The organism is Caballeronia sp. GAWG2-1, from assembly GCF_023631405.1.
Taxonomy (GTDB): domain Bacteria; phylum Pseudomonadota; class Gammaproteobacteria; order Burkholderiales; family Burkholderiaceae; genus Caballeronia.
Window position 1 is genome coordinate 1 of record NZ_JALQDD010000032.1, and the last position, 14,374, is coordinate 14,374.

Sequence of the window (14,374 nt, forward strand, 5' to 3'; positions counted from 1 at the left end):
GTCGTGAAGCCGGCCGACCTTGGCGTGGATGTCGCGCCGCGACTGAAGACGCTGAAGGTCGTCGAGCCGCCTAAGCGCAGCGCAGGCATTACGGTGCCGGACGTGAAGACGCTGGTCGAGAAGCTCAAGACCGAAGCCAAGGTCCTGTAACGGAGACGCACGAAATGACAATTCTGGTAATTGCGGAACACGACAACGCGTCCATCAAGGCCGCGACGTTGAACACGGTAGCGGCGGCATCGAAAATCGGTGGCGATATTCATGTGCTGGTCGCGGGTGCGAACGCGCAGGGCGCGGCCGATGCGGCAGCGAAGATCGCAGGCGTATCTAAAGTGCTGCTTGCGGATGCGCCTCAACTCGCCGAAGGTCTGGCCGAGAACGTCGAGGGCACGGTGCTGAATATCGCGAAGGACTATTCGCACATCCTCGCGCCCGCGACGGCCTATGGCAAGAACATCGCCCCGCGTATCGCGGCGCATCTGGATGTCGCACAGATCAGCGACATCACCGCCGTCGACAGCGCCGATACCTTCGAGCGTCCAATCTACGCGGGCAACGCCATCGCGACGGTGCAATCGAGCGATCCGATCAAGGTCATCACGGTCCGTGCAACGGGCTTCGATTCGGTGGCAGCAGAAGGCGGCAGTGCATCGATCGAGAAGATCGAAGCGGCAGCCGACGCTGGCATCTCGTCATTCGTCAGCCGCGAAGTCACGAAGCTGGATCGGCCGGAACTGACTTCGGCTTCGATCATCGTGTCGGGTGGACGTGGTCTTGGCAGCGGCGAGAACTACACGAAGGTGCTCGAACCGTTGGCCGACAAGCTTGGCGCGGCAATGGGCGCATCGCGCGCGGCGGTGGATGCCGGGTACGTGCCGAACGACTATCAGGTGGGTCAGACGGGCAAGATCGTCGCACCGCAGTTGTATGTGGCAGTCGGTATTTCCGGCGCTATCCAGCATTTGGCCGGCATGAAGGACAGCAAGGTCATCGTCGCGATCAACAAGGATCCGGAAGCACCGATTTTCAGTGTCGCGGATTACGGTCTGGTCGGCGACCTGTTCGCGGTCGTGCCGGAACTCACCGCAGGAATTTAAGAATGTGCCTTCAAGGAAGAAGCACCGTGAATCAAAGTGCCGACGAGGAGAGTTACAACCACGCTAGCGAGTCGTCGAAACGACGCGGGTCAACTAGCGATACGAATCAGAGCTGGCCTTGGTCCAGAACGCAATTTGACTGGATGGATCATTATTGTCTGGCATCTGAAGAAGGGCAATGGGAACTACTTCTGTGATGCCCCGGAGAATGTACTCTGGCCTCTGAAGGACAGAAAAAAAGAGCCTTTCAATTGGCAGGACGCTAAAGAAGCCTTGAGGTCATTCGGCCCAAAATACTGTTCAAAGTTCATCCCGGCGGTCTCCTCATCGGCACGCACTTAGTTCCGAAAGGCGCGCTAATTCGATTTAAAACAAGATCAACCCGAGGTCGATTGATGCAAGTAGGAGTACCGGCAGAAAAACAGCAGAACGAGTCGCGTGTCGCCGCAACACCCGAGACGGTCAAGAAACTTGTCACGCAAGGACATCGCGTTTCTGTTCAGAGCGGCGCGGGGTTGCGCGCAAGCTACATCGACAATGCATACGCACAGGCCGGTGCCGATCTCGTCGATGCCGCCACGGCCTTTTCCGCCGAAATCGTCCTCAAGGTGCAATCGCCCAGCGAGCGCGAACTGGCGATGTTCAAACCGGGCGCCGTGCTCATCGGCATGCTCGACCCTTTCGATACGGAAAATACCGCGCGCCTCGCCGCCGCCAACGTGACTGCGTTCGCCCTCGAAGCCGCGCCGCGCACGACGCGCGCGCAAAGTCTCGACGTGCTTTCGTCGCAGGCGAACATCGCAGGATACAAGGCAGTGCTGATGGCCTGCCAGTACTACCAGCGATTCATGCCGATGCTCATGACCGCCGCGGGCACCGTGAAGGCCTCGCGCGTGCTGATTCTGGGCGCGGGCGTTGCGGGCCTTCAGGCGATCGCGACGGCCAAGCGTCTCGGCGCGGTCGTCGAGGCCTCGGACGTGCGGCCAAGCGTGAAGGAGCAGATCGAATCGCTGGGCGCGAAGTTTGTGAACGTGCCCTTCGAAACCGATGAAGAACGCGAAGCAGCCGTTGGCGTGGGCGGCTACGCGCGGCCGATGCCACCGAGTTGGCTCGCGCGACAGTCCGCGCAAGTGCACGAACGTGCCAAGGTTGCGGACATTGTCATCTCCACCGCGTTGATTCCCGGCCGCCCCGCGCCGACCCTGATATCGGTCGAAACGGTCAAGCACATGAAGCCGGGGTCGGTGATCATCGATCTCGCCGCCGGGCGCGGCTCCGAGTTCGAAGGCAACAAGGGTGGCAACTGTCCGCTCACCGAAGTCGACAAGGTCGTGATGAAGCATGGCGTGCACATTGTCGGCCACACGAATCTCGCGTCGATGGTGGCGGCGGACGCCTCCGCGCTCTATGCACGCAACCTGCTCGACTTCCTCAAGCTGATCCTGACCAAGGAAGGCAGGCTCAACATCGATCTCGCCGACGATATCGTTGCGGCTACGCTCCAGTGCCGCGACGGTCAACTCGCGCGCGCGGCCGCCTAACCCCTCACGGAGACGCGAATGGACGTCATCAATCACACAGTGATCAACCTCATCATCTTCGTGCTGGCCATTTATGTCGGCTACCACGTGGTGTGGAACGTCACGCCCGCGCTGCACACGCCGCTGATGGCCGTGACCAACGCGATCTCGGCGATTGTCATCGTAGGCGCGATGCTCGCGGTTGGCCTGACGGTCGGCGTCGCCGGCAAGTTCTTCGGCACGCTCGCCGTGCTGCTCGCGGCGGTGAACGTATTCGGAGGCTTTCTTGTCACGCGGCGCATGCTCGAGATGTTCAAGAGGAAAGAGCCGAAGAAGCTCGCGAGCAAGGAGGCCGCGTAAATGAGCATGAACGTCGTTACTCTCCTTTATCTCGTAGCGTCGGTGTGTTTCATTCAGGCGCTGAAGGGCCTGTCGAATCCAAAGACCGCGCGCATTGGCAATACGTTCGGCATGGCGGGCATGGCGATCGCCATCGTCACGACGCTCGGGCTGATCGTGAAACAGGCCGCGTATCTCGAAGCGAACCTCGCGCCCGGGCTGTCGCTGCTGTTCGTCGCGCTGGTCGTCGGCGGCGGCGCAGGCGCGTACATTGCGGCGAAAGTCGAGATGACGAAGATGCCCGAACTCGTCGCGGCGATGCATTCGCTGATCGGTCTCGCGGCGGTGTGTATCGCGTATGGCGTGGTCGCCGAACCTGCGGCGTTCGGACTCGCCCCGCTCGGCGAGCCGATTCCGTACGGCAATCGCGTCGAGTTGTTCATCGGGACGTTTGTCGGCGCGATCACGTTTTCGGGCTCGGTCATAGCGTTCGGCAAACTGTCGGGAAAGTACAAGTTCAGGCTGTTTCAGGGCGCGCCGGTCGTCTACTCGGGGCAGCATCTGATCAACCTTCTGCTCGCCATCGCAATGCTTGGCTTCGGCGTGATCTTCATGCTCACGCAGTCGCGGCTGCCGTTCATCATCATGACGCTCATCGCGTTCGCGCTGGGCGTGCTGATCATTATCCCAATCGGAGGGGCGGACATGCCGGTGGTCGTGTCGATGCTGAACTCGTACTCGGGCTGGGCAGCGGCAGGCATCGGTTTCTCGCTGAACAACCCAATGCTGATCATCGCGGGTTCGCTGGTGGGTTCGTCGGGTGCGATTCTGTCGTACATCATGTGCAAGGCCATGAACCGTTCGTTCTTCAACGTGATTCTCGGCGGCTTCGGCGGCGAGGCCGGCGGTGCTACAACAGGCGGGGCGACGGAGCGGCGTCCGGTCAAATCCGGTTCTGCCGATGATGCCGCGTTCATGCTCGGCAATGCGGAAAGCGTGGTGATCGTGCCGGGGTACGGTCTGGCCGTGGCGCGCGCACAGCACGCGTTGAAGGAGCTGACCGACAAGCTTGTCGAGAAAGGTATCGACGTGCGGTATGCGATTCACCCCGTCGCGGGGCGGATGCCGGGACACATGAACGTGCTGCTCGCCGAAGCCGAAGTGCCTTACGAGATGGTCCAGGAGATGGAGGACATCAACAGCGAGTTCGGCCAGACGGACATCGTGCTGGTACTCGGCGCGAACGACGTGGTGAACCCTGCGGCTAAGACCGATCCGAAATCGCCGATCGCGGGCATGCCCATTCTCGAAGCGTACAAGGCGCGCACCATCATTGTGAACAAACGCTCGATGGCGGCGGGATACGCCGGACTCGATAACGAACTGTTCTATATGGACAAGACGATGATGGTGTTCGGAGACGCGAAGAAGGTCGTCGAGGAAATGATGAAGGCTGTGGCGTAGATAACCATATTGCAAACTCGTAAGATGCCGTTGACCAATGGTAGCCGGTATCCTTGGCACTCAATATGAGCGTGAACAAACGCCTTCTTAAGCAAAGGCAAATTGCCTCGGTCGGTCGAGGCAGGCACTCTTACTTTATACGCATGCACCGGATGCGCAAGACGTCAGGCGTCGTCCGTGGTGTCAGACATCTTAAAAATCTGAGCGACAACGTGGGGTCTGGCATCAGTGGTGCAGACGGCCAACGTACCAACTCGGAAAAACGAACACGGAGACAACAGTGACTACGGTCGCAGCTAACAGTCGCAGGATGACATCGGAAGAGCGAAAAGTCATCATCGGTTCAGCACTAGGCACGCTCTTTGAGTGGTACGACTTTCTAATCTATGGGAGCGTAGCTGGAGTAATCGCGAAGAATTTCTTTTCGTCTGTGGGTCCGACGTACGGCTACATTTTCGCGTTGCTTGGCTTCGGAGCCGGATTTATTATCCGCCCGATTGGAGCGATCGTATTCGGACGTTTGGGTGACAAGTACGGCCGTAAAAAGACGTTCTTGCTCACCATCATCCTAATGGGATTCGCGACTTTCTGCACTGGACTGCTACCGACGTATCGCGATGTTGGCATGATCGCGCCTGCGCTGCTCATAACTCTGAGAATGGTTCAAGGTCTGGCTCTTGGAGGAGAGTACGGCGGCGCGGTGACATACGTTGCCGAGCACTCGCCGCCGGACAAGCGTGGGCTCTATACGGCGTGGATTCAAACGACGGGTACGGCCGGCATGGTACTCGCGCTCGTAGTCGTAACGTCCAGCATTCATTTCTCCGGTGACAGGTTCGAATCTTGGGGATGGCGCTTACCATTCATCGTGTCCATCTTCATGCTTCTTATTTCACTGTATATTCGCCTTTCGCTCAAAGAATCGCCCGTCTTTCTCGCGATGAAGGCGAGTGGACGCGAGTCCAAAGCCCCGTTCTGGGAGGCATTTGGGCAGTGGAAGCATCTTCGGTTGATATTGCTCGCAATCTTTGGGATGTGCGCGGGACAGACGGTACTTTATTATACAAGTGCATTCTTTCCTATCTTCTTCCTGACACAGGCCCTCCGTGTAGATCCGACGACGTCGAACATCCTCGTCATTTCTGCACTCGTTTTGTGCTGTCCCTTCTTTGTCATATTCGGGTGGCTATCGGATCGCATTGGACGAAAACCAGTGTTGCTCGCCGGGCTCATTATTCCAGCCGCGACGCTGTTTCCGATCTACAAAGGTATCGCAGAAGCTGCGAATCCAAGCCTCGCGAAAGCGCTGGCCTCAGCACCAGTCGTGTTATCCGCAGATTTGTCGAACTGCTCGCTGATGCTTAACCCGACGGGAAACAAGAAGTTCACATCTTCGTGCGACGTCGCAAAGCTTGCTCTTTCACGTGCATCCGTCAACTTTGCAATGAGTGATCGGCCAGGGTCACCGAATGGAACGATAAGTGTCGGAGATCGTTCCATCGAGTCCGTCAATCTTGCTGGAATGAATGAGCCGATGGCAAAGGATAAGACGCGTCAGTTGGATGAGTCTTTAAAAACAGAATTAGCGCGGGCCGGATATCCGCAACGTACGACAACCGCGGAGATGAACATTCCCGCCGTCTTTGGGCTTCTCCTTGTCCTCGCGATATACGCTACCGTTAGCTATTCGGTGATGGGCATTATCTTGGTCGAAATGTTTCCGGCAAGGATCCGGTACACGTCCCTCTCTGTCCCGTACCACATCTCTACGGGTTGGTTCGGGGGGCTACAACCGAGCATTTCTTTTGCCTTGATAGCAGAACGAGGCAATTTGTACGCGGGCTTGTGGTACCCCGTCGCCGTAGCAGCGGTAACGATCATAATCGGCGCTGTCTGGTTGAAAGAGACCCGGCATAACCACATTGAGATATAGAGAGGTGCGAAAGCTATATGAGCGAGTCCACGCGAATATACCAAATCATCGACCAGTCAGCAATCGAAGACGTCATCGAAACGTATTTTCGCGCGGCTGACTCATGTGATCGGGATCTAATGAAAACGTGCTTCGTTTCGGATGTCAGAGCAAAATATGACGGGCGTCCAGAAGTAGAAGACGTTGATGAATTGATTGAGCAAATTCCTCTTTTCGCTAATCTTGAATCGGGCGTGTGTCGAATCTGCACTCACCTGGTTGGAAGTATTCGCACAAGCTTTACCAGCGATAGTGCGGCCGATGTAGAAACCGTGGCAATCGCTTTTCTGGTTGGGGTTGAGGGAAACGCAGATATGCGTGGCCTGCGCTATATCGATAAGTTCGAGAAGACGACTGACAAGGGGTGGAAAATCGCCGAACGTAGCCACATTCTCGACTGGAGTTGTCGAGCTCCTGTGACCTTAGCGGCCAATTTCAGTACGCAGCCCCGCGTTTCGGGGAGAGTCGGTCGATGCATCCAAGAACTTTAATCGGTCCCTTATATTTAAGCCGGCTAACAAGATGCGGATTTGCTGGACCGTTCTCGCCTGCCGGGGCATTTACGCGACGACCATTGACCTCTCGGTGTACCGAGGATCAGGTCTAGAGCGCGCGACCACACTGGATTTTCGATCGAAGGCAACCCGATCGATAGGATTCTTCTAGCTGCAAAAATCTTCAAACGGCACCGGTTCGAAAGCAAGGTACACCTTTGACCGACAGCGGTTTCGAGATTGGTTAAGAATAACTTTGGGAAATATTGATTGTTTTTAGCGGGTCTGCGGTGATTCTATTTGTCTGGCTGGTACCGTTTGCGCTTGGCGCGCGAAAGTGAGTGGCGGGAACGATGGCGGAGATGCAACGCCGGACCCTAGAGGAGTGTTTTACACAAGTTAACATTCAATGTGAATAGGAGACCTATAAATGGAGACTGCTTCGCAGCGGGTTGGGCGCATTCTTGACGACCTTCCGTTCCAACGTTACCACACAAAGATTCTCACTCTTATCATAGCGGGGCTGTTCTTCGATTTCTTCGACGTCTCTGTACTAGGATCCCTAGCTCCTGATTTAATCGCGACGCGGTTTGCGACTCAATCTCAGATCGCGATCATTGCGAGCGCTACATTCGCGGGTTTGCTTCTCGGAAGTGTCCTCCAAGGCGGCCTCACGGACCGCCTCGGGCGGAAATTCATCTACCAGATGAACTTGGCAATATATGGGCTAGCAACAATCGCGTCAGCGTTGTCCCCGGATTACCGATTCCTGGCAGTACTGCGGTTCATCGCAGGGTTGGGGCTTGGCGCAGAGATTCCACTGGCCTACTCGTATGCCGCCGAATTCGTTCCTCGGAGATCTCGAGGTTTGGCCTTGGGGCTAGTGAACCTGTTCGGTGGAACCCTAGCATTTCCGGTGGCACTTCTGGTTTCACTTTTGCTTCGCGACAGCCTCGGCTGGAGAGGCATATTCGCTCTAAATGGCGTGGGCGCGATGGCAGTGTTCTTCTTGCGAATTGCGCTACCCGAATCGCCACGATGGCTCGCTGCGCGAGGCAGAGGAAGTGAAGCGTTAGTGGTACTGCGCAAGATGGGCGTGGCTAATCTCCCGGACATGCTTCCTCCGACAGCTGACGATACCGCTCGAGTAGATCCATTTGTCGTCGTATTCACGAGATACACACGCCGGGTCACCGCGATTATGATCGCGTTCTTTTGCGCATTCCTTTCAACCTATGCGTTGGTAACCTGGTTGCCGTCACTCATGGCCGGGCGGGGATTCACGATTACGAAATCGCTTACCTTCACACTTGTCATGATTTCCGCTTTTCCGATCAGCAGTTTGATCTTGATGTTTCTGTTGGACCGAATCGGAAGAATTCGAATCGCGGTGGTTTCATTTCTGTTAGCTGGGATCTTTGCGGTGGCATTCTCAAGTTCCCACAGTGAAGCAACACTATTGACAACGGGATTTTTGATGTCGTTTTTTGTCATCTCTGCGGCAAACGCGCTTGACATCTTGTGCGGCGAAATTTTTCCTACGACGGCACGATCAACCGGAAGTGGGCTCAGTTTCGGTGCCGGACGTTTGGGTGCTGTGTTCGGCTCATATGCCGTCCTTGAAGCGATGAGGCTCTATGGGATGGACGGTGTCTTTTGGATGATCGGTGGCATCCTACTTGTTGGCGCCATAAGCACCGCGTTGCTAGGAGGTGACCCATCGCGTCTATCGCTTGAGGAAGCTGCTCGCCCGGATCGGCCCGATGAGACGCTAAAGGAAAAAGTGGTGAGCCATCGCCGCTCCAACTGAACTACTCACCTAGAAGTCCATCCTTCGGTGGTCGTAGAGTACTACAACGAAGTAAAATAATTGAAAATGTTAGATTACATCAACGGAGACAAGAATGAATATTAACGCGCGACTTATAATTGGGGTTGCTATCGCGTCTGAATGCGTATCCGAGATTGCAAGCGCGCTAAGCAGCGTTACTCTTTACAGCATTGTGGACGACGGTCTTGTTTACACCAACAATCAATCTACACTCAGATCCACAAGCGGAGGGAAGTCGACCACGAAGCTAGTGTCCCGATTGCTCTATGGAAGCCGTTTTGGTTTTTAAGGCACTGAGGATCTTGGCGGTGGCAACAAGGCGATCTTTACCTTGGAGTCGGGCTTTAACGCGAACAACGGCGCACAGCAGTTTTCCGACTGTCAAGGACTCTACTCTTCCGCTCTGGATCAGACTCTGCATGTCGCCTTATGCATTATTTTGAGCTAGTAGGTACCGACGGTTTCGTTCAAAGCGGAGCGTCGGCGCCAAGGGTCATTGGCCCATGCTGACCGCAGAAGTTCGGAGAAAAATTAGCATGACGAACGTTAATAAAGAGTACCGCGCCGCCGTTGAGATGATCGATGACGTGTCCGTCGCCCGAGCGCGAGCTTTGGGTGTGACACTTGACTATTCAAACCTCCCGTCAATTGGGAGCGCGCTCCCGGAACTGTGGCATTGGATTCTCTTCTGGCCACTGACAGCGACCAATGAGCTCGGACCCGACGGGCACCCAAAAAAAAGGGGGGTTCTGCCAGACCTTGGCCTACCTCGACGCATGTGGGCGGGCGGCCGTCTCAAATTTCATAGCGCGATCGAGATTGGTCAAGTAATTCGTCGGTCATCAACCGTAACCAACGTCGAGGAGAAATCGGGGCGAACGGGCCGGTTGGGTTTCGTGACGGTTCGCCACCTGCTGAAAATCGGAAATTCTGTCGTGATCGAGGAGGAGCAGGACATCGTTTATCGTGAGGCTTACGTACCAGGCGCAGCGGTGCCGCAGCCTACTCGAGCTCCTACGGAGTACCTTTGGAAGCGCGAGATCGCCCCGACAGAAACGATGCTGTTCCGCTATTCGGCCTTAACGTTCAACAGTCACCGCATTCACTATGACAGGGAGTATGCTCTGCACCAAGAGGGTTATCCAAATCTCGTGGTTCATGGACCTTTTGTGGCGACTTTGCTGTTAGATCTCGTACGTCGAAAGGCTCCTGAGTCGGTGGTCAAGACCTTCACCTTCAAGGCTGTGCGACCAACTTTTCTTGGTAATTCCTTCACGGTTTGCGGGCAGCCGAGTTCCGACGGGAAAACCATCGAACTTTGGGCGAAAGACAACGAGGGGTGGCTAACCATGCGCGCTCAAGCCGAAGTCGGTGGGCTGCGCGAATTGAACCGCGATACGTTCAAAGGCAATCACGATGCTGACAACTCATGAGGCGCATTTTCATTCCCTCTTGTTCGTTCCTGGCGATCGGCCTGAACGTTTCGACAAAGCGTTGAAAAGCGGGGCTCACGCCATCATTATCGATCTCGAGGATGCGGTCGCACCGACGGCGAAGGCGCAAGCGCGAACTGCCATTGCGTCATGGGCTTCGGCCGAACATCCAGTTCTGCTGCGCATTAACGGCCCCGGAACTCCTTGGTTTGATGAGGACGTTGAGCTGCTCGATTTGCCGGGAATCTCCGGGGTAGTGTTGCCGAAAGCCGAGTCGAGTGAAGCAATCGCGATTGTGACCAAGGACTTCACGAGCGATATTCCTGTGTATCCGCTGATCGAGACTGCAGCAGGAATCTGGAATGTCCGAGATGTCGCATCAACTCACGGCGTCAGGCAACTTCTTTTCGGCACTCTCGATTTTCAGGTCGATATGAATATTGAAGGCGATGGGGCGGAGCTCGATCCATATCGCGCATCCTTGGTGCTTGTGTCAAGAGTTTTGGGACTTAAGCCGCCCATCGATGGTGTAACCCCGGTGATAGACGATCTTCAGCGTTTAACGCAGGAGACCGTCAACAGTAAGCGCCGTGGATTTGCAGGGAAACTATGTATTCACCCGAAGCAAGTGGGTCCTGTGAACGACGTTTTCCGACCATCCGAGGCGGACGTGGCCTGGGCAAAACGCGTTCTAATAAGTGTTGCCAAAGCACAAGGCGCCGCGGTCGCTCTAGATGGCAAAATGGTCGACCGTCCTGTCGTGTTGAGGGCCGAGCAAATACTTGCTTCATTGACGGAGGTTGGTGATGCCGCTTGACGTGTTGCCAGTTGGGCGCCAACGGGTTCACGCTCGACAAATGCTCATCGAGGGTTTCCAAAGGGAAGATGGTCTTTGGGATGTCGAAGGGAGCCTAACTGATACAAAGGATCATGACCTCAGCCTTCATTCCTGTGTACGAAAAGCTGGAGATGCCATCCACTGTATGAGGTTGCGCTGGACGCTCGATTTGAGCCTGACGATCCTTGCAGTGGATGTGGCGATGGATGCGCAGCCCTATGCCGGTGTATGTGACGAGATTAGGAAGCAGTATAAGAAGCTCGTTGGACTTCGTGTCGGAGCGGGGTTCAGAAGAGCCGTCGGAGAATTGTTTCGCGGCATAAACGGATGTAGCCACGTTACTGAACTAGTGGGTGCGATGGCCGCCGGTTCAATCCAAACGTTGGCACCGTTCATCAACCGGAATTCGGAGACGCGTCCATTGCAAATTGGTGGTTGTCATGCGTGGGCAGAAGACGGGCCGTTGGTAAGGGAACATTACCCTCAATGGGTTGGCGTGAGGCGGACGTAGTCCGTCCCTAGAGCAACGCAGCCAAATCGCCCGACTATAGCTATCGCTCGGCACCGAGTCGAGCCATAGCTAACGATGAGACATGAGCGAATGACTTGCCTAGCGTCTGGTGCCCGTGTTCGAGTGACCACGACCATACATTTTATTGGCAAGACACTCTGGGGTTCATATAGTGTTTCAGACAAAGCTGGATCAGGTGGCTGAGCGGCTGAGAGAGCGGATTATCTCGGGCGAGTACCGGCGCGGGGAGAAGCTCAAGCAGGCGGAGATCGCCGAGGAGCTGGGCGTGTCGATCACGCCGGTGCGCGAGGCGCTCAGGGCGCTAGAAATGGAAGGCTTCGTCCTCAGCGTCCCGCACAAGGGGCTGCTCGTGCTGGAAATCGACTGCGAGAGCGCGCGCGAGATTTTCGAGTTGCGCGTCGTTCTCGATAGCCGGCTGATGGAATCGGCGCTCGAAAATTTCACCGACGGCGAAATCGCGGAGCTGCGCACGATCCACAAGGGGCTCGCCAAGCTGACGAAGTCGCGCGCGCCGTTTCCGGTGCGCGCCGCCAATGTCCGGTTCCATCTCCGGATCTACGAGATTGCCGATCGTCCGCAGACGCTGCAGTTCGTCCGCGTGTTGTGGGCGAAGTATCCGTTCAATTTTAGCGATGACCGGGTGGTCCACTGCAAGCAACTGCTGCACGAGCACGATGAGATTCCGCGGCGTCTCGAGGCGGGCGACCGCGCCGGCGCGCTCGCCGCGATGATCGAGCACACCAACGCCGGCTGTTATCGGGGCGAGGAGAACGTCACGGCGTCCGCGAACGACTGATTCGCCGTGGCGGAAGGGGAAGGTGAACTTCTTTTAGGAGACGCAAGGCAGCGAGGAGCACTTCTTCTCACCCCGCCTAATCCCCTAGCGCGCCGGACAATCGGCGCACGCTGATCATCACCGGCGGCTCGTCTCGCGCGACGCGAAGCGAATATCGCAGATGCATCAATTACCGCAACGGCGTCGAGGCCGCCGAACGGCTTGCCGACAACATCGTGTCCTGCGGTGGCGAAGCACTTGGATGACCGTTTAATGGTCATGGCAACGGTATGGTCCAACTCAAACTTGAGCGACAATCAATGAGCAATAGTGGAACCCTAATTGCAGAGCACGGCCCTCGTGAGTCGATGGAATACGATGTGGTGATTGTTGGAGGTGGCCCCGCGGGTCTCGCTGCGGCGATACGACTTAGACAGCTCGCACAAGCGCGTCACGAAGAGATCAGTGTATGCGTTCTGGAGAAAGGCTCCGAGATCGGCGCGCATATCCTGTCCGGCGCCGTAATGGATCCGCGCGGCCTGTCCGATCTCATCCCCGACTGGAAGGAAAAAGGTGCGCCGCTCGATGTCGAAGTGACGGAAGACCGTTTCCTCTTCCTGTCGCAGAACGACGCGAAGCAGGTGCCGAACTGGCTGCTCCCCGACAACTTCAAGAACCACGGCAACTACGTCATCAGCCTCGCGAACGTCACGCGCTGGCTGGGGCAGCAGGCGGAGGCGCTCTGCGTCGAAATCTTCCCGGGCTTTCCGGCCGCCGAAGTGCTCTACGCCGGTGACGGCGCCGTGCGCGGCGTCGTCACCGGCAACATGGGCGTGGGCAAAGACGGCGAGCCGACCGAAAACTTCCAGCTCGGCATGGAACTGCACGCGAAATACACGCTGTTCTGTGAGGGCGCGCGCGGGCATCTTGGCCGTCAACTGATCGACAAATTCAAGCTCAACCAGAATTCTGATCCGCAGGTGTACGGCATCGGCATCAAGGAATTGTGGGAAATCGATCCGGTCAAGCACGAGCCCGGTCTCGTGATCCACACCGCCGGCTGGCCGCTCGAACCCGATACCTACGGCGGCTCGTTCCTCTACCACATGGACAACAATCAGGTGGTCGTGGGCTTCGTCGTCGGGCTCGGGTATTCGAATCCGTATCTCTCGCCGTTTGAAGAGTTCCAGCGCTACAAGACGCATCCGTCGATTCGCGCGTTCCTCGAAGGGGGCAAGCGCATCTCCTACGGTGCGCGGGCGATTACGGCCGGTGGTCTGCTGTCGCTGCCGAAACTCACATTTCCCGGCGGCGCGCTCGCGGGCGATGACGCGGGTTTCCTTAACGCATCGCGCATCAAGGGCAGCCACGCGGCGATCAAGTCGGGCAAGATGGCCGCCGAAGCTGCGTTCGAAGCCGTCCAGTTTGGCCGCCAGAATGACGAGTTGACCGCCTATGCAGAAGCGTTCGAAAAGTCGTGGCTCAAGGCGGAACTCCATCGTGCACGCAACTTTAAGCAATGGATGAGCAAGGGCTTGTACCTCGGCACGTTCATGGTCGGAATCGAACAGAAGGTGATGGGCGGCAACGTGCCGTGGACCCTGCATCATCAACACAGAGATCACGAGATGCTGAAGCCGGCGACGCAGTGCAAACCAATTGTTTATCCGAAGCCGGATGGCAGACTCACGTTTGACCGTCTTTCGTCCGTGTTCATCTCGAATACTAATCACGAGGAGAATCAACCCGCTCACCTGACGTTGAAGGATCCGAGCGTACCGGTCAACGTGAACTTGCGTACCTATGCTGGTCCAGAAAGCCGCTACTGCCCGGCCGCGGTCTACGAGTATGTGAAGACCGACGCGGGCACGGAATCTCTGCAGATCAACGCGCAGAACTGCGTGCATTGCAAGACCTGCGATATCAAGGATCCGACGCAGAACATTGTGTGGGTAACCCCGGAAGGGGGCGGCGGGCCAAACTATCCCAACATGTAGTCAAATGCTCGGATACAGAACATACCGATCACGCAAGCGTGAGCGTGAGCCGCCATGCACGCGGCACCAGCACCGCGCGCAC

At 56.7% G+C, this 14,374-nt stretch carries 12 protein-coding genes and 1 pseudogene; all 13 read left to right on the forward strand.

The annotated features are described in order from the left end of the window. A pseudogene (locus tag NCR98_RS22255) lies at nucleotides 1–150 on the forward strand (electron transfer flavoprotein subunit beta/FixA family protein); the annotation flags it as partial. Nucleotides 151–164: 14 nt separating this feature from the next. After that, a complete protein-coding gene (locus NCR98_RS22260; protein WP_250527309.1) occupies nucleotides 165–1,097 on the forward strand; it encodes an electron transfer flavoprotein subunit alpha/FixB family protein in 933 nt (310 codons plus the stop codon). Nucleotides 1,098–1,492: 395 nt separating this feature from the next. Further along, nucleotides 1,493–2,638, forward strand: coding sequence for a Re/Si-specific NAD(P)(+) transhydrogenase subunit alpha (locus NCR98_RS22265; RefSeq protein WP_250527310.1), 1,146 nt, complete (start codon nucleotides 1,493–1,495; stop codon nucleotides 2,636–2,638). An 18-nt stretch (nucleotides 2,639–2,656) separates the two neighbouring features. Continuing rightward, complete coding sequence (locus tag NCR98_RS22270) at nucleotides 2,657–2,977, forward strand: NAD(P) transhydrogenase subunit alpha part 2 (RefSeq protein ID WP_250527311.1); 321 nt, start codon at nucleotides 2,657–2,659, stop codon at nucleotides 2,975–2,977. Continuing rightward, nucleotides 2,978–4,420 carry an NAD(P)(+) transhydrogenase (Re/Si-specific) subunit beta gene (locus NCR98_RS22275; RefSeq protein ID WP_250527312.1) on the forward strand — a complete coding sequence of 481 codons (1,443 nt, stop codon included), beginning with the start codon at nucleotides 2,978–2,980 and terminating at the stop codon, nucleotides 4,418–4,420. A gap of 280 nt (nucleotides 4,421–4,700) precedes the next feature. Further along, complete coding sequence (locus tag NCR98_RS22280; protein ID WP_350029517.1) at nucleotides 4,701–6,353, forward strand: MFS transporter; 1,653 nt, start codon at nucleotides 4,701–4,703, stop codon at nucleotides 6,351–6,353. A 17-nt stretch (nucleotides 6,354–6,370) separates the two neighbouring features. After that, nucleotides 6,371–6,883: a nuclear transport factor 2 family protein gene (locus NCR98_RS22285; protein WP_250527313.1), complete on the forward strand. Its 513-nt coding sequence runs from the start codon at nucleotides 6,371–6,373 to the stop codon at nucleotides 6,881–6,883. Nucleotides 6,884–7,316: 433 nt separating this feature from the next. Further along, a complete protein-coding gene (locus NCR98_RS22290; RefSeq protein ID WP_250527314.1) occupies nucleotides 7,317–8,696 on the forward strand; it encodes an MFS transporter in 1,380 nt (459 codons plus the stop codon). Between the two features lie 557 nt (nucleotides 8,697–9,253). Further along, complete coding sequence (locus NCR98_RS22300; protein WP_502799797.1) at nucleotides 9,254–10,150, forward strand: HTD2 family dehydratase; 897 nt, start codon at nucleotides 9,254–9,256, stop codon at nucleotides 10,148–10,150. Continuing rightward, nucleotides 10,134–10,967 (forward strand): HpcH/HpaI aldolase/citrate lyase family protein, encoded by an 834-nt coding sequence (locus NCR98_RS22305; protein WP_250527316.1) that lies wholly within the window; start codon nucleotides 10,134–10,136, stop codon nucleotides 10,965–10,967. The genes NCR98_RS22300 and NCR98_RS22305 overlap by 17 nt, the downstream gene beginning before the upstream one ends. Beyond that, the gene (locus NCR98_RS22310; protein ID WP_250527317.1) at nucleotides 10,957–11,499 is read left to right on the forward strand and encodes a DUF2889 domain-containing protein; all 543 of its coding nucleotides are present in this window, start codon (nucleotides 10,957–10,959) and stop codon (nucleotides 11,497–11,499) included. Before NCR98_RS22305 ends, NCR98_RS22310 begins: the two co-directional genes overlap by 11 nt. Before the next feature lie 172 nt (nucleotides 11,500–11,671). Next, on the forward strand, nucleotides 11,672–12,316 hold the full coding sequence (locus NCR98_RS22315; RefSeq protein WP_250527318.1) for a GntR family transcriptional regulator: 645 nt from the start codon (nucleotides 11,672–11,674) through the stop codon (nucleotides 12,314–12,316). Nucleotides 12,317–12,615: 299 nt separating this feature from the next. Further along, entirely contained in the window at nucleotides 12,616–14,292 is a 1,677-nt protein-coding gene (locus tag NCR98_RS22320; RefSeq protein WP_250527319.1) for an electron transfer flavoprotein-ubiquinone oxidoreductase, read from the forward strand. Nucleotides 14,293–14,374 lie beyond the last annotated feature (82 nt).

Excerpts from the sequence above, each read along its gene's own strand:
- NCR98_RS22285 (WP_250527313.1), top strand. The coding sequence starts at position 6,371 with ATGAGCGAGTCCACGCGAATATACCAAATCATCGACCAGTCAGCAATC.
- NCR98_RS22275 (WP_250527312.1), top strand. The coding sequence starts at position 2,978 with ATGAGCATGAACGTCGTTACTCTCCTTTATCTCGTAGCGTCGGTGTGT.
- NCR98_RS22305 (WP_250527316.1), top strand. The coding sequence starts at position 10,134 with ATGCTGACAACTCATGAGGCGCATTTTCATTCCCTCTTGTTCGTTCCT.
- NCR98_RS22320 (WP_250527319.1), top strand. The coding sequence starts at position 12,616 with ATGAGCAATAGTGGAACCCTAATTGCAGAGCACGGCCCTCGTGAGTCG.
- NCR98_RS22300 (WP_502799797.1), top strand. The coding sequence starts at position 9,254 with ATGACGAACGTTAATAAAGAGTACCGCGCCGCCGTTGAGATGATCGAT.
- NCR98_RS22265 (WP_250527310.1), top strand. The coding sequence starts at position 1,493 with ATGCAAGTAGGAGTACCGGCAGAAAAACAGCAGAACGAGTCGCGTGTC.
- NCR98_RS22310 (WP_250527317.1), top strand. The coding sequence starts at position 10,957 with ATGCCGCTTGACGTGTTGCCAGTTGGGCGCCAACGGGTTCACGCTCGA.
- NCR98_RS22260 (WP_250527309.1), top strand. The coding sequence starts at position 165 with ATGACAATTCTGGTAATTGCGGAACACGACAACGCGTCCATCAAGGCC.
- NCR98_RS22290 (WP_250527314.1), top strand. The coding sequence starts at position 7,317 with ATGGAGACTGCTTCGCAGCGGGTTGGGCGCATTCTTGACGACCTTCCG.
- NCR98_RS22270 (WP_250527311.1), top strand. The coding sequence starts at position 2,657 with ATGGACGTCATCAATCACACAGTGATCAACCTCATCATCTTCGTGCTG.